Raw genomic sequence first — 18,393 nt, 5'->3', positions numbered from 1 at the left:
GGGCGCCATGGCTCGGGGGTCTCCTGTGGTGTCGGGAAAAAGCATACGGGCGGCGCACGGTTTCCCGCAATCGATGATTTTTTCAAATATCCTTGCGTAAAACGCAAACCAGCCCCCGGAGCCGCCCATGCTGTCGCATCGCCTGCAGGAAACCTCGCTGCGCTATTTCCTGGAGGTGATACGCAGCGGCTCGCTGACCGAGGCGGCGCAGCGGCTGAATGTCACCGTGTCGGCCGTGAGCCGCCAGGTCGGCGCGCTCGAAGCGTTGCTCGGCGTGCCGCTGTTCGACCGCCGGCCGCGTGGTATGGTGGCGAGTGCCGCCGGGGAGTTGCTGGCAGCTTATGCGCTGCGCGGCGCGCTGGAAGCCGATCGGGTGGTGTCAGAGATTGCCGCGCTGCAGGGCCTGCGCCGGGGCCGGGTGCGGGTGGCCAGCTCGGCGGGGTTTGCGATCGAGTTCCTGCCGCGCATCATTGCCGAATTCCGCCAGCGCTATCCGGGCCTGCAGTTCCATGTGCGCGTGGCGTCGCCGGCCGAGGTCACCGGCATCGTGCTGCATGGCGATGCGGACATCGGCATCACCTACAGCCGCGCCGCGGAGCAGGGCATCCGCGTGGAGCACCGGCAGCCCGCGCCGGTGATCGCCATCATGCGGCCGGACCATCCGCTGGCGCGCTTTCGCAGCGTCACGCTGGCGCAGATGCAGCCTTATCCCCTGGCGCTGCCGGAGGGCGACAACACCGTGCGCCAGCTGTTCGACATCGCTTGCGGCGAACGCGGGGTGGTGTTCGAGCCGGTGCTGGTGACCAACCACTTCGAGACCCTGACCAGCTTCGTGCTGCACGGTGGCGGGCTGTCGATCTCCGGCGCCGTCACCGTGGGCGACAGGTTGCGCCGCGGTGAACTGCACGCCGCCTCGATCCGGGAGCGCGGCATGCGCAGCCGCGCGGTCGAACTGCAGACGCTGGCCGGCCGCACATTGCCTGAGGGTGTGCGTGCGTTCCTGGGGTTTATCCGCGAACGGCTGGCGGCGGAGGTTGGCGTGGCGGGCGCCTAGGCCGATCTCGGCCTGGGGCCCCCGCCACCGTTGGCGTTATCCGCGCCAGGTGCTGCCGGTCACATCGCTGGTGCTGCGGGCTTCGGGGGCCTCGCGGCGCACGCGGATGTCGTTGTTGACTTCCTTGACGCCGTAGGTGCCGTCGGCCAGGTCTTCGATATAGAACTTCTGGCCGCGGTCGCGCACGGTGCCGGTCAATGACACCACGCCTTCGCTGACGTCGACGCTGACGTCGCTGACGTCAACGCCGCGCGCGTAGCTGAGCTGCTCGCAGATCTGGTCGCGGATGCGCTCGTCGCTGCGCTGGTAGCCGCGCGGGCCGGTGCGGCGTTCGGAGCTGCCGAACCAGTCGCCCACGGCTTCGCCGATGCGGCGGCCCAGGTTGTAGAGCACGCCATGCGAGCCTTCGCGCTCGTCATCGGGGCTGTCGGTTTCCCAGCCGCGGCGCTGCGCATATTCCCGGTAGCCCGGGCTGTGGCGCCGGATTTCATAGCGCTGCTTCTCTTCCCAGTCCTCGTGCGGGTCGACCCAGTAGCGGGTGTCACTGCGCAGGTCGCCGAAGTGGGTGTCATGGCCGCGCGTGCGCGGCGATTCACGCGGATCCCGTGCGCGTTCGGCGCTGCGGCGCCACTGGCGCTCGGCGTTGTCGTCGTCGCGTTGCCACGCCTGCGGGTCGCGCCATTCGCTGGCACGCTCCCAGCCATAGCCGCCGTTCAGGCCGTAGCGCAGGTTGCTGCCGTAACGCTCGCCGGACGGGTGTGCCGGGTACCTGCGGGCGCCGTACGCTTCGTTGAAATCCCGGTCCGGGCGGGCGGGGCCGCCGTAGCTGGTCTGTCCCGGGGCCATTTGCTGGCGCCGACGCCGCGCTTGCCAGCGCTCCTGTTCGGATTCAGGTTGCCAGTCATCGTCCTGCCATGCCTGGCGGCGTTGGCGCGCGTTGCGCGCATTGCGCTCATCGTAGTAGTAGCCCATGCTGTTTTCCTGACAGTGTGCGTGTGGCGCCATGTGCGGGCGCACATGCCGTGCGCGAACCGCTGGCGGGTAATCAGGAAGGGGCAAGATTCGTACCGTGTGGAGGGGGGGGGCCCGCGGACGGGGATTTGCGGCACTTTGGCGTGCGCTACCGTGCAACGGTTTCAGAGCTTGTAAGGGATGCAGGGCCGGACGGGCGTGCCGTGCCGCAGGATCCACATGGTGCGAGGCAGGGACGCCAGACGCGCAGCCTGGGGCGAGGCGGCCATACTGCCGCCCGTCGCCGCCTTTGGCTGGTTTACTTCGTGCTGCTGGTCTTGGTCGACTTTGTCGATTTGGTCGACTTGGTGGTCGTGGCTGCCTTGGCGGGAGCGGCCGCGCTGCCGGCAGCTGCCGTGGTATTGGCCGCTGATTCGATCTTCGACTTGCTGAACGCGAAATAGCATTCGGTATTGCTGCTGTTGGCCATTTCCGAATCGCGCGTCGCCAGCACGCCGGTGACGTTGACCTTGTCCCCGGTCTGCAGGTTGCTGATCTTCTTCTGGTTGACCATCAGCGCGTCGCGCATCAGCGCCTTGCCGGTGCACTGCGGATTGACCGAGTCCTTGAAGTAGACGGCGATGGTGTCGTCCGACTTGCCCAGGCCATCCACCTTGGTGATGCGGGAGACCGTACCCGATACCAGGATTGCCTGCGAATCCCACTTCTTCTTCGCGGTGATTTCGTTCTTCTTCCAGTCCGACCAGATATCGCCCAGCGAAGCCGGCTTCGGATCCGCCAGCATGCGGAAGTCGCCGCTCAGCACGTCGCCGGTGCCGTCGAGCACGCCGCTGATGGAGGACATTGCGCCGTCCATCGATTCACAGCCCGCCAGCAACCCGGCCAGCGCCAGCCCTACCACCAGTTTTCCCGTCTTCATTCTGTTTTTCTCCAGATCCGCCAGCCCCGTCGGCTGACGACGAGGCATTGTAGCGTACAGGTTGCAAAATTCGACAGAACTGGCAAAAGCGCTCTAATTTCGGGGAAAAGTGGGAAATATCCCCCAAACGGGGGCTGTTCTACTGGCCGAACGGCAGGGCCAGCAGTTCGGTGCGCAGGACCGCGTTGGCGCGCTCGCGCCCGGACTCGACCGGCTCGGCCGGCCAGGGCGAGGGATTGGCCACGCCGCCATGCTCGGCATCGAAGGCGGAATATTCACGGCCCCAGGCCAGCGAGCATTCGCCATGGCGGCTTTGCAGCAGGGCAGAGCGCGGCTTGCCGCCGCCGCCAGGGGTGAACTGCACGGCCGGCGATGCCAGCGGCGCAGCCAGGCCTTGCAGGTAGACGATCTTGGGCAGCGATGCCCAGTAGCGGGTATCGGCCTCGGCATTGGCCGCCCTGGACATCGCCCCCGCGGCAAGGCTGATCAGCGAGCCGGCAGCCCCGGCTGCGCCCAGTCCCTGCGCCAGGCCGGCATTGCCACTGTTGGCTCCCGACAACGCAGCATTCACCAGGCCCGAGGACAGCGCTCCCGCGGCATCGGCAATGGTCGCGGTGTTTTCCTTGAAGACGGCTTTGCCATCCAGGATGCCCTGGATTGGCCGCCCGCCCCGGGTCAGCGCGACGCGGTCGAGGTCGGCGGCAGTGCCTGAGGCCATCGGCTTCACCGCCGATGCATAGGCGATGCGCGGCGTGCTTCCTGCCGCGCCTTGCGGCAGGAAGCCGAGGATGCTCCTGGTGTCGCCCAGCGTGACTTTCTCCGGGCCGATGCCAAGCTCGAACACGCTCAGGTGCCGCGGCAGCGTGCCGCGCGGCTGGGCGTAGAACGGCTCCGGTGCGTGCCTGGCCGCGCGCGCCGCCAGCTCAGCCGCGCGCGCGCTGTCGCCGGCGCATTGCGAGGCCCAGGCCGCCAGCCAGGCCATCAGCGCAAAGCCGCCCTGATCACCGTCATAGCGCTCGTATTGCCCGAACGCGTTCTGGATGTCGGCCTGCAGGAAGGCTGCGCGGGCGTTCTGGTAGTCGCCGGCGCTGGCATAGAGCAGGCCGCGGTAGTAGAAGGTCATGGCCCGTTCGTACGGTTCGCCCTTCCAGTCCTTGACGCTTTCGGCGGACCACAGCGACTTGGCTTGCTGTGCGTTGGGGTCGTCGGCATAGATGCGCAGGATGCGCGCCGCGGCCATGTCGAAGGCGCGCCCGGCCAGGCGCGGCTGGCCGGCCTCGATCGCGGCCAGGCCCAGCAGGTTCAAGTTGAGCACGGCATTCCACTCGCCTTCCATGTACAGCGTATGCAGGATGCGCTGGAGTTCGGCGGCTTTGTCGGCAACGAAGCGGTCGGCTTCGGCCGCCAGCCGCTTCTCTTCGCCGTCGAACCAGGCTGCCGCTCCCGGCAGGGGCGCGGCCAGCGCCAGCGCGGCCAGTGCGGCGGCGGTGCGCCGCATCCCCCGGGCAGTCTTGCGGATCCGCATTGCCGGCCTCAGCGGTGCTGTGCCAGCGGCGCGGCGGTTTCACGCAGATCGGCCAGCTCCTGTTCGCCGGGCAGTTGGTAGCGCACGTTCATGGTGAAGCCGATCGCCTGGCCCGGCTCCAGCACCACCCGCTGGAACGTGAACTTCTGCACCTGGTCCAGCCGCTCGTGCCGCATCGCCACCTGCTCATCGGATTTCGAATAGTTGTCCATCGCCAGCGTCACCAGCGACAGGAACGGCAGCCCGCTCAGTACGCCCTTGACCATGGTCTGGTCGGTGTACTTGTTGGCGCTGCCCAGCTTGACCAGTTCCAGCTCGGCGGGCAGCAGGTCATAGACCGTCAGGTCGCCGCGGAAGGCCTTGTCGCCGCGGTTGAAGGCCAGGAAGTGGATGGTGCGGTTGAACTCGTCGGGGTCCTTGCTGTGCAGGTCCAGCAGGATCTCGCGGCGGATGAAGTCGCCGCGGTGCAGTTCGCCCTTGATGAATTCGATCCTGGGCACGTCCTTGCGGTTGACCGCCAGCTGCCGCTTGACTTCGGCCTGGGTCACCATGCCGTCTTCATACAGGGTGTAGACCAGCGGGGTCGAGGCCACCACGACCTTGCTGTTGCCGGGGGACACGGCCACGGTATCGCCCACGTTCAGGCTGGACAGGTCGGCCTTGCCGGCCATATCGGCGCGCACCTGGGGCGAGCTGTCGCCGCCGGTGCGGGTGGATTTCAGTGCCATCTGCGGGGCGGCGCAGCCGGCAAGGAGGACGGCGGCCAGGGTGGCCGCCAGCAAGGAAGGACGTGGCATGGAACAAGCTCCGGTCATGGCTGCAGAACGGGATGGATGTCAGGGGTGCCGGCAGGACCGGGCATAACGCATCGTCATGGGCGTGCAGGCCCGGGCAGCGCGGGGTAGAACTGGCCCGGGCGGTAGGGCTGCTGCGCCCGCTGCGCGTCCAGGATTTCGAGCGCACCCGGCAATGAGCCGGCCATGACGGCGTGCTCGGCGTAGTCGAGCTGCGTGCGCGGCGGCAGCACCAGCGTGCGCCAGGCGCTGGGCGGCTCGGGGGCGGTGCCGCCTTGCTGCGGGCGGAAGCGGGTGCGTACCAGCAGCGCGACGTCGAATTCGGCGCAGTTGTAGAGGCCCGCGCTGACGGAGCCAAGCCCGCTGGCGGTGCGTGCGATGCCAAGCTCGCGCACGCCGACCATGTCGGCCAGCTCCGGCGAGAGGAACGAGACGGGCAGGGCGGGGCGCTCATGCTGCTGCCGCCACGGCGTGCAGCCGCGATGGGCGGGGGGCGTGGTGGAGCAGCCAGCCAGCGCCAGCAGGCAGGCCGCCAGCGCGCCGGCGCGCCTACCGATAGACCACATCGTCGGCCGCGGCGCGCTGGAATTCATAGATGTTGCTCCAGACCAGCTCGCCCGATTCGACCTCGACCAGCTCGAAGGAGATCTGCATGTAGCGCTGCACCATGCCGGTGGCGGCGCTGCGGCTGTCGAGCGAGCCGATGCGCCCGGACAGGCTGTAGTCGGCACCGATGCGCGCGCGGGTCAGGCCCAGCGTGCCGGCATCGGTGGCGCCGCTGCGCTTGGCCTGGCGCTCGCGTTCGACCAGGGCAGTCTGCGCGCTGACGAACTGGATGCGGGATTGCGCGGCGCGGTTCAGGCTGACCCGCAGCCGGTCCACGATCAGTTGCCGGTCCAGCGGCTGTGAGCTGTCGTTGATGAAGTTGGCGCTGTCCAGGGCGATGCGCGGGCGCTTGCCATCCTTGCCCGGCGCAAAACGCGGCTGCGCCAGGATGTCGCGCATCATCTGGTCAGCCATGGCCACGATGTCGTGACCGTCCAGGCCGACGCCGGACACCGGGCCCTTGCGGCTGACGTCCAGCTCCATGGCGGCCACGCCGGCCGTGTTCGGTGCGGTGGCCAGGCAACCGGCCAGCAACGCCGCCAGCCCGCACGCGGCCATCCCGGCAGCCAGCCGCACCGCGGCCGTTGCCGGGATGGCGCCTGCGGGCTCCCCCCTTGCATGCCCGATTTCCCGTGCGGCCGGTGTGCCGGCTGTCTTATGTGTCACGGTGGTCTTCCCCGTATTCCCGCTTGTTTGCCTGTCTTGTTGCCCGCACTGCTGGCTGCGGCTGATTGGGCTGTTTTGCCGGATCATAGGGGCAGGTGGATTCAGGCGCCTCCCCAGAATATGGGATGGGAAACCGCGGCAGACTGTGCGATGGGTGGGGGCGGCGGCGTTTACCCTGAGGGAGGCCGCGCGGCCGTCCCTGGTGCGGACGGATATGTCAGAATCCGCCGTCGTGCCCGGCGCAACGGGCGGCACAACGGCATGGCTCGGGAAGAGACAGGCATGGCAAGCACAACTAGTGTCCTGATCGTGGAGGATGACCCGGCGGCGCTGAGCCGCCTGGTGCAGGCCGTCGAGATGCATGCGCCGGCCACCGTGGTGGCAGGCTGCACCGCCAGCGCGGCGGAGGCCCTGGCCTGGCTGGCGCAGCACCAGCCCGACGTGCTGCTGTGCGACCTCGGCCTGCCGGACGGCAGCGGCATCGACGTGATCCGCGCCGCGCGCGAACGTTATCCCGCCTGCGACTGCATGGTGGTCACGGTGTTCGGCGACGACCAGCACGTGCTGGCCAGCATCGAGGCGGGCGCCATCGGCTACCTGCTCAAGGACGAAACCACGGACCGCATCGCCGCCTCCATCGGCGAACTGCGCGCGGGCGGCTCGCCGATGAGCCCGCTGATCGCGCGGCAGGTGGTGAACCGGCTGCGCGGCGCGCCGGCAGAGGCGGTTGCGCGCGATGCCGCGGCCACCGGCGCCGTGGTGCTGTCGGTGCGCGAGAACGAGATCCTGGACCTGATCTCGCGCGGCTATACCTATGCCGAGACTGCCCGCTATCTGGGGCTGAGCGTGCATACCGTGCAATCGCACATCAAGAACATCTACGGCAAGCTGGCAGTGCGCTCGCGCGGCGAGGCCGTGTTCGAGGCGGCCAAGCTGGGCCTGCTCAAGTCCTTGTGACCCCACCCCATGCTGCATCGGCCGCGCCACCTCCGGATCGTGCTTGTCGTGCTGCTGGCATGGGCCTGCCTGATGCTGTCCGGCGTGGCGGCAGCCGCGGGCACGATGGAACTGGCCGCGGCCACGCGCTCGGCCACGCTGACCGACGGCACGGTGCTGCCGGCGCGCCCGCTGACGCTGCCTGACTACTGGGACCGGGAGCAGCCGGGCAAGTCCGGCACGCTGGCCTACGAACTGCGCTTTGACCGCAACTGGCCCGCGGCTGACCCCGGGGGGCTGTTCGTGCCATGGGCCGGCGGCAGCTACGAGGTACGCGTCAATGGCGTGCTGATCGCCGCCGGCGGGCGCCTGGACGCACCCTCGTCGGCGCTGGCCAAGCGCCCCTACTACGTGGCCGTGCCGCCCGAGCTGGCGCGCGCGCACGGCAACCTGCTGCGCATCACCGTGGCGGCGCGCGCCTATGCGCGCTCGGGCCTGCTGCCGGTGACGGTGGGTCCGGCCGCTGAAGTGCGCGCGCAGTTCGAGCAGGCCTTCCGCCTGCGCGTGGTCGGCCCGCTGATTGCGGCGGTGCTCAGTGTCGTGCTGGGCGGCCTCGCGCTGCTGATCTGGTGGCGCCAGCGCGATCCGCTGTTCGGCCTGTACGGGCTGGCCGAGGTCGCCTGGAGCGTGCGCCTGCTCGACTACTTTGTCGATGACCTGGCGATTCCCGCGGAGCTGCGCAGCTATATCGTCGCCGCCGCGCGCGAGGTATTCCTGGGCGCCATCGCCCGCTTCTGCCTGCTGGTGATCCGCGTGCCGTGGCGCTGGCTGCACCGCACCCTCAACGCCTACCTGTGGCTGGCGCTGCCGGTGGTCGCGCCGCTGGCCGCGATGTCGAGCCACCCGATGGTCTTTCCGCTGAGCTGGCTGGTCAAGGTGGGCATCATCCTGACCGTGGCCGGCGCGATGGTATGGGGCGCATTGCGCCGGCCCAGCCGCGAGGCGACGCTGCTGGCCGCCACCGTGGGCGTGTCGGCGCTGCTGTTCCTGGCGGACTGGATCAAGGTCTGGCTGACCGGCGACTACTACTGGGTCCATTCCATGACCCGCTATGTGTCGGTGCCGTTCAGCGTGGTGATGGCGTGGATGCTGGTGGAGCGCTACACCAGCGCGGTGCAGAGCCTGCAGGACGCCAACCAGGTGCTGACCGAGCGCGTCGCGCAGCGCGAGGCGCAGCTGCGCGCGGCCTTCGCGCGCACGCAGAAGATCGCCGCCGAGGAGACCGCGCTGCGCGAGCGCGGCCGCATCCTGCGCGACATGCACGATGGCCTGGGCAGCCAGCTTGTCACCACGATCTCGATGCTGGAATCCGGCAAGGCCAGCTCCCCGGAAATCGCCGTGCAGGTCCGGCACGCCCTGGATTCGCTGAAGCTTTCCATCGACGCCATGCAGGACACCGGCGGCGACCTGGCGGCAGTGCTGGGCAACCTGCGCTACCGCCTGGGTCCGCGCATCGCCGATGGGGGTCTCGACATCCACTGGGAGGTCGAGCGCCTGCCCGCGCTGGCGCATTTCACCGCGCGCAAGGTGCAGGAGCTGCAATACCTGCTGCTCGAAGGCATCACCAACGTGCTGCAGCACGCACGGGCAACCGCCCTTACCGTGACCGCCCACGCGGACATGGACGCGCAGGTGATCCGGATCACGCTGGCCGACAACGGCCGCGGCTTCGACACCGGGGCCACGCGCGGCGGGCGCGGGCTGCGCAACATGCGGGTGCGCGCGGCGGCCATCGGCGGCCGCTTGCAGATCCGGTCGGCGCCGGGCAGTACGGCGCTGACGGTGGAGGTTCCGCTGGCGCCGGGAGACGGCGATGAGGCCGGCACGGACGGGGAGGGCATCGCGCCCGTCGCGTAGAGGCCCGGGCGGCCTGGGCGCGAAGGCTCTGCATGCCAGGCCGGGAGCTGGCGCTCAGCGCGCGCCACGCCGCGGCGTCAGCCGCACGGCCAGCGCAGCCAGCGCGGCGGCGCTCGCCAGCGCGGCCACGCCGGTCCAGCCGAAACGCGCCAGTGCCAGGCTGCCGAGCGCGGCGCCGACGGCCATGCCGGTGAACATGCAGACGAACAGCACGGCATTCAGGCGACTGCGCGCGCCCGGATCGATGCCATAGACGATGGTCTGGTGCGCGACCAAGGCGATCTGGACACCGAGGTCGAACCCGATGGCGCTGGCGCCGATCAGCCACAACTGCGCATGCGGCGATACCAGCGGGGTCAGCAGCATGGCGGCAAACGACAGCGCCGCCAGTGCCGCGCCCAGCCGGGTCACCCGCTCCGGCCCGCGGCGGTCGGCAAGGCGCCCGGCAAGCGGCGCGCCCAGCGCGCCGGCGGCGCCGGCCAGGCCGAACGCCCCCGCGGCCTCGCTGCCGAGATGGAATGGTGCGCCATGCAGCATCACTGCCAGCGTGGACCAGAACGCGCTGAAGCCCACCGACAGCAGCCCCTGCGCCAGGGCCGCGCGGCGCAAGGCGCCATGCTCGCGCCACAGGGCCGCCAGCGAGGCCAGCAGCGCACCATACGGCAGCATCGTGGTGGGCGTGAAGCGCGGCAACTGGCGCCGGGCAACCAGCGCGACCGCCGCGATGCTGGCCGCCGCAATCATGAACATGGTGCGCCAGCCGAAGTGCGCGGCGACGAAGCCGCTCACCACCCGCGACAGCAGGATGCCCAGCAGCAATCCGGTCATGACTGTCCCGACCACCTTGCCGCGCTGCGCCGCGGGCGCCAGCGCCGCTGCAGCGGGCACGATGTCCTGGGCCATGGTGGCGGCCAGGCCCACCACCAGGCTGGATACCAGCAAGGCGCCAATGCCGGGCGCCAGGCCCGCCAGCAGCAAGGCGCCGACCAGCGCCACTGCCTTGGCCACGATGATGCGGCGGCGGTCATAGCGGTCGCCCAGCGGCGCCAGCAGCAGGATGCCCAGCGCATAGCCGAGCTGCGTCAGGGTCGGGATGGCGCCGGTTGCCGAATCGGAGGCATGCAGGTCGGGTGCCATCACCCCGAGCATGGGCTGGCTGTAGTACAGCGAGGCGACTGACAGGCCCGCGCCGACGGCAAGCAGCAGCACCAGGCGTCCCGGCAGGGGCGGGCTGGCAATGGTGGCGGCGGATGGGGTGGCGGGAACAGAGGACATATCGAGGTTGCGAGATCCGCAGGCAGGTTTGGATGGCTCGAAGTGTTGTCCACGCGGGCTGATTCTGGTAGACGTGCGGGATGAACAATGATTATACGAGATGCGTATGAAACGCCAGCCAGCATCGCAGCGAACCACCGCCATGCAGGGCAGGGCAGCCGCCCGCGGCGCCACCAGCGCCGACCGCATCGAGCTGTTGCAGACCTTTGTGCGCATCGTCGAGGCCGGCAGCCTTTCGATGGCGGCAGCGCAGCTGCAGACGACCCAGCCCACCGTCAGCCGGCGCCTGCAGACGCTGGAGCGGCTGCTCGGCGTGCGCCTGCTGCAGCGCTCCACGCATGCGATGAAGCTGACCGAGGACGGCGAGCGCTGCTATGAGCGTGCCAAGGAACTGGTGGCCGACTGGACCATGTTCGAGGCCGACGTGCGCGGGGTCGGGCATGCGCCGGCCGGCACGTTGCGCGTGGTGGTGCCGCACGCTTTCGGGCAGGAGCTGCTGGTCGGCCCGCTGGCCGGCTACCTGCAGCAGTGCCCCGAAGTCTCGGTGGAATGGCTGCTGCATGACCGCACCCCGGATTTCATCGCCGAGGCCATCGATTGCGCGATCCATGTGGGCGAAGTGCATGAACCCGGCGTGGTGGCGGTGCGGCTCGCCGACGTGCCGCGCGCGGTCATTGCCGCACCGTCGCTGTTTGAGGGTAAGCCGCCGCCACGCCGGCCGGAAGACCTGGAGGGCCTGCCATGGCTGGCGCTGCGCACCTTCTATCGCAACGAGGTCGTGCTGCAGAACGCGCAGACGCAGGCGCGCCAAGGCATCGCATTCCAGCCGCGCATGAGCACGGACAGCCTCTACGCGCTGCATTCGGCGACCCGGCTGGGGCTGGGCGTTGCCGTCGGCTCGGCCTGGATCTTTGCTGACGACATTGCCAGCGGCAGGCTGCTGCACCTGCTGCCGCAGTGGCAGGCCGATCCCTTGCCGATCTACCTGGTCTACCCCCATGCGCGCTTCTATCCGGCGAAGCTCAGGTTGTTTGTCGAAGCCATGCGGCAAGCCATTCCCACGCCGGGCATGGTCGGGAGCCCGGGCCCGCGCCGGCGCGAGCGCGGCGAGCGGACCCGTCGCGCATGAGCTTGCTCAGGGAGGCGCCGAAGACGACGCCGTCAAGGGCACAAGGCCGGACAGGCCGCCGTCACCCCTTGCCCGATGCCCCACACGTCTTCGGTGCACGCGGGCAGGCAGCGGTGCCGACGCTGCCCGCAACCCGTGCTTTATGCCCCACTTCAGCGCGTTTTCTGCACTGGATTTGCGCATCATCAAGACCTTCGAAATTCGTGCTTCAGGCCTGCAAATCAAGGCCGATAGGAGGAAAACCAAGCCAAGTTCCGCGACCGCCATGACTCCTATTTTCCTTCCCGCCGAGCGCCTGATGGCGCGCCTGAATATCAACCGCAAGCTCGCGCTGATCGCCGTGCTGTTCCTGGTGCCGCTATGCGGCGCGATGTATGTGGTGCTGAGCGATGCGGCGCGATCGATCCGCACCACCGGCGATGAAGTGCGGGGGCTCACCGTGGTCGGGCATGCGCTCGACTTCATGCGCGAGACCCAGGTCCGGCGCGGCGCCGCCAATGCGGTGTTGTCGGGCAATGCGGCCTTTCGCGCCACCTTCGATGGGGCCGACAACAAGGCCGCGGCCAGCCTGGCGGGGCTGACGCGCAGCATCGCGGAGAATCCTGCTTTCGAACTCGGGGCCGGGGCGCGCAAGCTGGAGCAGGACTGGCAGCATCTGCGCGGGCTTGGCCTGGACACCATGGCCGGGCCGCTGTTCGAGCGCCACAGCGCACTGGTGCGGCAGACGCAGGCGTTTATCGGCGACGTGGCTGAGCGCTCGCAACTGGCGCTGGACAGTGAAGCGGGCTCCTACTACCTGATCAACCTGCTGGTGGGCCCGATGCCGCGCCTGGCCGAACTGAGCGCGCTGGCGCGCGGCCGCGGGGCCGGCATCATCGCGCAGGGCGGCTATGCCGATGCCGCGCAGCAGGCGGGTCTGGGCGCGCTCGCCGAGCAGATCCACGAGGGGCTGGAAACGGTGCGGCGCGACATCGCGCGCGTCGGGAACGCGGCACCGGCGTACCGGCCGCGCATCGGCGCCGCGCTGGCGCGACTCGCCGCGATGGACAATTTCCATCGCACGCTCAAGGTCCGGATGCTGGGCGCGACCGGCATCGACATCGATGCCAAGGCTTACTTCGACGAGGCCACCGCCGCCATCGAAGGCGTGGCGGCCGCCAACAAGGCGTTTGCCGAGGTCGCTGGCGCCATGCTGGCACAGCGTGTCGCGGCGCAGGAAAGGCAGTTCGTGTTGCTGGCGGGCATTGCGCTGGTGACCGTTGCCGCCGCGTTCTACCTGTTCATCGGCTTCAGCCGCGGCACGCGCGGCGACGTGCGGCAGGTGGCGGAGATGGTCGAACGCATCAACGCGGGCGACCTGACCCTGCGCATCGCGGTGCGCGGGCGCGATGAACTGAGCGAGATCAAGCGGCACCTGCTGTCGCTGGTGGACAGCTGGCGCGCGCTGATCGGCGACACCAAGGCCGGCGCACACAACGTGCTGGCGGCGGCGGGCGATATCGCGCAGGGCAATATCGACCTGTCGCAGCGCACCGAGGAGCAGGCCTCGTCGCTGGAGCAGACCGCGGCCAGCATGGAGCAGCTGACGGCCACCGTGCAGCAGAACGCCAGCAATGCCGGCCAGGCCAGCGAGCTGGCGCGCGAGGCGTCTGACGTGGCGCGCGCCGGCGGCGACGCGGTCGGGCGCATGCAGCAGACCATGCAGGAGATCGAGGCCGATTCGCGGCGCATCGTCGACATCATCGCGGTGATCGACGGCATTGCCTTCCAGACCAATATCCTGGCGCTGAATGCGGCGGTGGAGGCCGCGCGCGCGGGCGAGGCCGGCCGCGGCTTTGCGGTGGTGGCGACCGAAGTGCGCGGGCTGGCGCAGCGCGCCGGCAGCTCGGCCAAGGAGATCCGCACGCTGATCTCGCAATCGGCGCAGCGCGTGGCGTCGGGCAACACGCTGGCGCTGGACGTTGCCGCGACCATGGAGAACACCGTTGCCGCCATCGGCCGCGTGACGGCGATGATGGATGAGATCAGCCATGCCTCGCGCGAGCAGAGCAGCGGCATCGCCCAGGTCAACCAGGCGGTGACGCAGATGGACCAGGTCACGCAGCAGAACGCCGCGCTGGTGGAGGAGGCCGCCGCGGCGGCGCAGTCGCTGCAGGAGCAGGCGCTGCATATGCAGCGGGCGGTGGCGGTGTTCCGGACCGAGGCGCAAGCCTAGTCCGCCTGCCAGTGCTCAGCGCCGGAAGATCCAGATCACGACCGACACCAGCACCGACACCAGGATGCAGGTCGTGATCGGAAAGTAGAAGCTGAACCCGTCCCGGACGATATGGATATCGCCGGGCAGCCGCCCAAGTGGCAGCTTCGACAGCCAGGGCCAGGCAGCGGCGGCTGCGATCAGCAGGCAGCCAAGGATGAGAAGCAGGCGTTGCATGATCGGATGGATTTGTTCGGGCCGGCGGCTTGTGGCGCCGCGTGTCCTGAGACATTGGACAGGCACGGCACCGCAGGATTGCATCGGCTCGGCGCACCGGGGCCAGGGACTATAGGTCGCGGGTTTCGGAATGTAAATTGAGAGTTGGCGCTGTTTGCATGAAATTTGGTTATACCGCCGAAATACCGCAAGGCTAGTCTGATAGTAGATTTCACGAACAGTTCGTTTTCTGATAGAAAGCACTGTTCCCTGATCCAGATGTTCAATCTGGTTCCAAAAAAATGGCGCGTTCCGGTGAAATCCACATGCTGGACGGCCAATTTCCCGCCGGGTTAACGCTAATTCTGAGTCGCAATGCCCGTTGCCTAAGATTCCGTTCAATTGGAGAACAGCAGTTCGCCATTAGAACAAAATCGCATGTCCGGCCTGCAGGATGGCTAGTGCGATTTCCAGGAAAACGGAGACAGCAGTGCAACATCCCACCCAAACGAAGGGCGGCGTCACGGACGTCCAGGCCCTGATCGACGGACAGCGATTCACTGGGTACCAGTGGCTCATTCTTGTGCTGTGCTTCCTGATCGTTGCCATTGACGGTTTCGATACCGCCGCAATCGGATATATCGCGCCGGCGCTGGTGCAGGACTGGGGGATCGAGAAAGCCGCCCTCGGGCCCGTCATGAGCGCGGCCCTGTTCGGTCTTGCTTTCGGTGCGATCTTCGCCGGTCCGCTGGCTGATCGGGTCGGCCGCAAGAAGGTGCTGGTGCTGTCCGTCTTCTTCTTTGGCGCCTGCAGTCTCGCCACCGCGTTTGCGCCCACGCTGGGCTGGCTCACGGTCTGGCGCTTCCTGACCGGCCTTGGCCTGGGCGCCGCCATGCCCAATGCCGTGACGCTGACATCAGAGTTCGCGCCGCAACGCCGCCGTGCCGTGCTCGTGAACACCATGTTCTGCGGCTTTCCGCTTGGTTCCGCGGCCGGCGGCTTTGTCGCCGCTGCGATGATCCCGCACTTCGGCTGGCACAGCGTGCTGCTGCTTGGCGGCATCGTGCCGCTTGCGCTCGCGCTGTTGCTGGTGGCGCTGCTGCCGGAGTCGGTGCGCTACATGGTCCTGCGCAACTATCCTGCCACCCAGATCCGCAACGTGCTGCGACGCGTGACTGGCGCAGACCTGTCCAGGGCCAACAACTTCATCATCGGCGAGCAGGCCCCTGCGACCCGATCCGCCATCGGCACCGTGCTGGCGCCCGGCTATCGCCTGGGCTCGGCGATGCTATGGTCCACTTACTTCATGGGCCTCGTCATCTTCTACCTGCTGACGAGCTGGATGCCGACGCTGATGAAGGACGCCGGTTTCTCGATCCAGCACGCGTCATTCCTGACGGCGCTGTTTCCGCTCGGTGGCGGCATCGGCACCATCGCGGCCGGCTGGTTCATGGACCGCTTCAATCCGAACAAGGTCATCGCCATCACCTATGCTGCAACCGGCGTACTGATCTACGCAGTGGGCCACGGCACCGGCAGCCAGGTGCTGCTGGGCGTACTGATCTTCCTCGCCGGTACGGCCATGAACGGCGCCCAGTCTTCGATGCCTTCGCTGGCCGCGGCCTTTTACCCGACGCAGGGCCGTGCTACCGGCGTTGCCTGGATGCTTGGCATCGGCCGCTTCGGCGGCATCACCGGCGCGCTGCTCGGTGCTGAACTGCTGCGCCTGCACCTGGGCTTCGACACGATTTTTACGCTGCTTACCGTGCCGGCATTCCTTGCCGCCGGTGCACTGCTGGTGAAGCATTTCAGCAGCCGGCCTGCGGGTGCCGCCGACTCAGTCAATGGCGGCGCAAGCGTCGCAAGTCACTGAGCGGAAGCAGGCTGGGCCGCGGCGCGAATGCAGTTCGCCAACGCCTCGGCCATCGGCGTGAGCGTGCGGTCGCCGTGCCGCAGCAGGCCGATCGGTTCCTCGGTGCCCTGCGTATCGATTGGCAGGAGTACCAGATCTCCCTCGGACACCGCGCGCCTGGTTGCGGAGAGCGGCGCTGCCCACACGCTGTCACTCTGCCGGGCCAGCAGGCGTCCGAGATAGGCATCCGAGGTTTCCACGCATCCGCCCGGCAGGGGCAGGCCGTGCCGGGCGAGCAGGCTTTCCGTGTTGTGGCGGGGAATCGAGCCCGCGGCCGGAATCACCAGCGGCCATGCCAGCGCGTCCACCAGTGTTGGCCGCGATACGGCGGCGAGGGGATGCCCGGGACGAACCGCCAGAGCCAGCGAGTCCTGGCCCAGGGACTCGAACCACAGGCTCTCCATGGCCACCGGGTCATCCATCCGGCCAATGACCAGGTCGAGCACATCCGCCTTGAGTTGGTCGATGAGGTTGCGGTTCATGCCGGTCTGCACGGCAAGGCCGACCTCGGGATGCGCGGCGCGGAAACGCAGCAGGGCGTCGGTCAGCACGGCCGGCACCACGCTCGGCAGCGCACCCAGCCGGATGCGCTCCTGCGGCAGCGCATCCGCGCCGGCCATGCTGTCCGCCGCGGCATCGATATCCGCGAGGATGCGCAGGGCGTGGCGCAGGAAGCGCGTGCCGGCGGTGGTCAGTTCGGTGCCGGCCCGCTGCCGCACCAGCAGGCGGGTGCCGGCCAGTTCCTCGAGCTCGCTCAGTGTCTTGGAGACGGCCGGCTGGGTCAGGCCCAGGCGTTCGGCCGCACGGCCCAGGTGCTGGGTCTGCGACACCGCCACGAAACAATAGAGGTGCCGCAGCCGCACGCGATTGCGGAAGATTTCGAGTGCGGGAGGGGCCTGTGATTTCATGCCTAAAAGTTATCGTATTTAACAGTAATCTTAATTTACATGACTTTATGTGTTGTTTAAAGTCAAACCATTCCAACGACGAGGAGACTGCCCGATGACCCGTCTTGCCCAGTACCGCCGTCCCTACTGGGACACCCAGCCCGAATACCGCTTCGATCCCTATGCCTCGACGCAGAAGCGCTCGCCGGGCGAGCCGCTGATTGCGCTGCCGCAGTCGCTGTCTGAAGTGACCGGTCCCAGCTTTGGCGCCGAGTTCGTCCGCGAAGGCGATAACGACCTCACCGTCGGCAACGGCGGCGAGCCCATCGGCGAGCGCATCCTCGTGACCGGCCGTGTGCTGGACGAGAATGGCAGGCCGGTGCCGAACGCGCTGATCGAGGTGTGGCAGGCCAATGCGGCCGGCCGCTACGTGCACAAGCGCGACCAGCATGATGCGCCGCTCGACCCGCATTTCTCGGGCGAGGGCCGCACCGTCACCGATGCCAGCGGGCGCTACCAGTTCAAGACCATCAAGCCCGGCGCCTATCCCTGGCGCAACCACCACAATGCCTGGCGGCCGCAGCATATCCACTTCTCGCTGTTCGGCAACGCCTACGCCACGCGGCTGGTGACGCAGATGTATTTCCCCGGCGATCCGCTGTTGCCGTTCGATCCGATTTTCAACTGCGTGCCGGACGAAAAGGCGCGCGACCGGCTTGTGGCCAGCCTCGACTGGGAGACGACCCAGCCCGAATACGCGCTCGGCTACCATTTCGATATCGTGCTGCGTGGCCGCGATGCCACGCCGATGGAGTAAGACCATGCTCTACGCCACCGCATCCCAGACCGTCGGCCCTTATCTCCATATCGGCCTGAGCGGCCTGAACTGCGCCGACCTGACCGCCAGCGCGCCGGAACTGGCTGGCCAGCGCATCGTGATCGAAGGCCGCGTGACCGACGCCGACGGCGAGCCCGTGCCGGACGGCATGGTCGAGATCTGGCAGGCCAACCCCGCCGGCCGCTACCGCCACCCCGACGATGCGCGCGAGCTGCCGCTGGTGCCCGGCTTTACCGGCTTCGGCCGCGTGCCGACCGAGGCCGACGGCTCGTTCCGCTTTGTCACCGTCAAGCCCGGCACCGTGCCCGGCCCGGACGGCCGGCCGCAGGCGCCGCACATCATGGTGTCGGTGTTCATGCGCGGGCTGGTCAAGCATGTCGCCACGCGCATGTACTTCCCGGACGAAGCGGCCGCCAATGCCGCCGATGCCGTGCTGGCGCTGGTCCCCGCCGAGCGCCGCGGCACGCTGATTGCCAGCGATGCCGGCAACGGCACGCTGCGCTGGGATGTGGCGCTGCAGGGGCAGGGCGAGACGGTGTTCTTCGATATCTGA

At 68.4% G+C, this 18,393-nt stretch carries 17 protein-coding genes; 8 read left to right on the top strand and 9 right to left on the bottom strand.

Going from position 1 to position 18,393, the window contains the following annotated elements; translation table 11 throughout:
- Positions 1-127 precede the first annotated feature (127 nt).
- Complete coding sequence (locus AC3WQZ_RS17400; RefSeq protein WP_010810830.1) at positions 128-1,054, top strand: LysR substrate-binding domain-containing protein; 927 nt, start codon at positions 128-130, stop codon at positions 1,052-1,054.
- Between the two features lie 36 nt (positions 1,055-1,090).
- Here AC3WQZ_RS17400 and AC3WQZ_RS17395 read toward each other — a convergent pair whose 3' ends face one another.
- The 6 genes from AC3WQZ_RS17395 to AC3WQZ_RS17370 all read right to left on the bottom strand — a co-directional run bounded on the left by AC3WQZ_RS17395 (position 1,091) and on the right by AC3WQZ_RS17370 (position 6,536).
- Positions 1,091-2,026, bottom strand: a complete 936-nt coding sequence (locus AC3WQZ_RS17395; protein WP_011617774.1) for a BON domain-containing protein — start codon at positions 2,024-2,026, stop codon at positions 1,091-1,093.
- A gap of 298 nt (positions 2,027-2,324) precedes the next feature.
- Positions 2,325-2,945, bottom strand: a complete 621-nt coding sequence (locus AC3WQZ_RS17390) for an OB-fold protein (RefSeq protein WP_010810832.1) — start codon at positions 2,943-2,945, stop codon at positions 2,325-2,327.
- A gap of 139 nt (positions 2,946-3,084) precedes the next feature.
- Positions 3,085-4,470 carry a hypothetical protein gene (locus tag AC3WQZ_RS17385; RefSeq protein ID WP_011617773.1) on the bottom strand — a complete coding sequence of 462 codons (1,386 nt, stop codon included), beginning with the start codon at positions 4,468-4,470 and terminating at the stop codon, positions 3,085-3,087.
- 8 nt (positions 4,471-4,478) lie between these two features.
- A complete protein-coding gene (locus AC3WQZ_RS17380) occupies positions 4,479-5,267 on the bottom strand; it encodes a hypothetical protein (RefSeq protein WP_010810834.1) in 789 nt (262 codons plus the stop codon).
- Between the two features lie 74 nt (positions 5,268-5,341).
- Positions 5,342-5,830: a putative periplasmic lipoprotein gene (locus AC3WQZ_RS17375; RefSeq protein WP_439669405.1), complete on the bottom strand. Its 489-nt coding sequence runs from the start codon at positions 5,828-5,830 to the stop codon at positions 5,342-5,344.
- A complete protein-coding gene (locus AC3WQZ_RS17370) occupies positions 5,814-6,536 on the bottom strand; it encodes a penicillin-binding protein activator LpoB (RefSeq protein ID WP_231881464.1) in 723 nt (240 codons plus the stop codon). The genes AC3WQZ_RS17375 and AC3WQZ_RS17370 overlap by 17 nt, the downstream gene beginning before the upstream one ends.
- Before the next feature lie 282 nt (positions 6,537-6,818).
- Here AC3WQZ_RS17370 and AC3WQZ_RS17365 point away from each other — a divergent pair, with 282 nt between their 5' ends.
- Positions 6,819-7,493, top strand: coding sequence for a response regulator (locus tag AC3WQZ_RS17365; protein ID WP_010810837.1), 675 nt, complete (start codon positions 6,819-6,821; stop codon positions 7,491-7,493).
- A 9-nt stretch (positions 7,494-7,502) separates the two neighbouring features.
- A complete protein-coding gene (locus AC3WQZ_RS17360; RefSeq protein ID WP_439672161.1) occupies positions 7,503-9,389 on the top strand; it encodes a sensor histidine kinase in 1,887 nt (628 codons plus the stop codon).
- A gap of 54 nt (positions 9,390-9,443) precedes the next feature.
- Here the strand turns inward: AC3WQZ_RS17360 and AC3WQZ_RS17355 are convergent, their stop codons facing one another.
- Positions 9,444-10,664, bottom strand: a complete 1,221-nt coding sequence (locus AC3WQZ_RS17355; protein ID WP_010810839.1) for an MFS transporter — start codon at positions 10,662-10,664, stop codon at positions 9,444-9,446.
- Positions 10,665-10,770: 106 nt separating this feature from the next.
- Here AC3WQZ_RS17355 and AC3WQZ_RS17350 point away from each other — a divergent pair, with 106 nt between their 5' ends.
- Together AC3WQZ_RS17350 and AC3WQZ_RS17345 are read left to right on the top strand one after the other, a co-directional pair.
- Positions 10,771-11,793 carry a LysR family transcriptional regulator gene (locus AC3WQZ_RS17350; RefSeq protein WP_492300932.1) on the top strand — a complete coding sequence of 341 codons (1,023 nt, stop codon included), beginning with the start codon at positions 10,771-10,773 and terminating at the stop codon, positions 11,791-11,793.
- A gap of 265 nt (positions 11,794-12,058) precedes the next feature.
- Positions 12,059-14,008 (top strand): methyl-accepting chemotaxis protein, encoded by a 1,950-nt coding sequence (locus tag AC3WQZ_RS17345; RefSeq protein ID WP_058697334.1) that lies wholly within the window; start codon positions 12,059-12,061, stop codon positions 14,006-14,008.
- A 15-nt stretch (positions 14,009-14,023) separates the two neighbouring features.
- Here the strand turns inward: AC3WQZ_RS17345 and AC3WQZ_RS17340 are convergent, their stop codons facing one another.
- On the bottom strand, positions 14,024-14,224 hold the full coding sequence (locus AC3WQZ_RS17340; RefSeq protein ID WP_010810842.1) for a DUF2905 domain-containing protein: 201 nt from the start codon (positions 14,222-14,224) through the stop codon (positions 14,024-14,026).
- A gap of 469 nt (positions 14,225-14,693) precedes the next feature.
- On the opposite strand from AC3WQZ_RS17340, the gene AC3WQZ_RS17335 reads away from it, so the two are divergent.
- Complete coding sequence (locus tag AC3WQZ_RS17335) at positions 14,694-16,076, top strand: MFS transporter (RefSeq protein WP_011617765.1); 1,383 nt, start codon at positions 14,694-14,696, stop codon at positions 16,074-16,076.
- Here AC3WQZ_RS17335 and AC3WQZ_RS17330 read toward each other — a convergent pair.
- Positions 16,070-17,023 carry a LysR substrate-binding domain-containing protein gene (locus AC3WQZ_RS17330; RefSeq protein WP_492300931.1) on the bottom strand — a complete coding sequence of 318 codons (954 nt, stop codon included), beginning with the start codon at positions 17,021-17,023 and terminating at the stop codon, positions 16,070-16,072. The genes AC3WQZ_RS17335 and AC3WQZ_RS17330 overlap by 7 nt on opposite strands.
- 94 nt (positions 17,024-17,117) lie before the next feature.
- On the opposite strand from AC3WQZ_RS17330, the gene pcaH reads away from it, so the two are divergent.
- On the top strand, positions 17,118-17,819 hold the full coding sequence (gene pcaH / locus AC3WQZ_RS17325) for a protocatechuate 3,4-dioxygenase subunit beta (RefSeq protein ID WP_492300930.1): 702 nt from the start codon (positions 17,118-17,120) through the stop codon (positions 17,817-17,819).
- Positions 17,820-17,823: 4 nt separating this feature from the next.
- Positions 17,824-18,393, top strand: a complete 570-nt coding sequence (pcaG, locus tag AC3WQZ_RS17320) for a protocatechuate 3,4-dioxygenase subunit alpha (RefSeq protein WP_011617762.1) — start codon at positions 17,824-17,826, stop codon at positions 18,391-18,393.

Source organism: Cupriavidus sp. FW305-26 (genome assembly GCF_058787975.1).
This window is presented reverse-complemented; position numbering and strand designations above follow the sequence as displayed.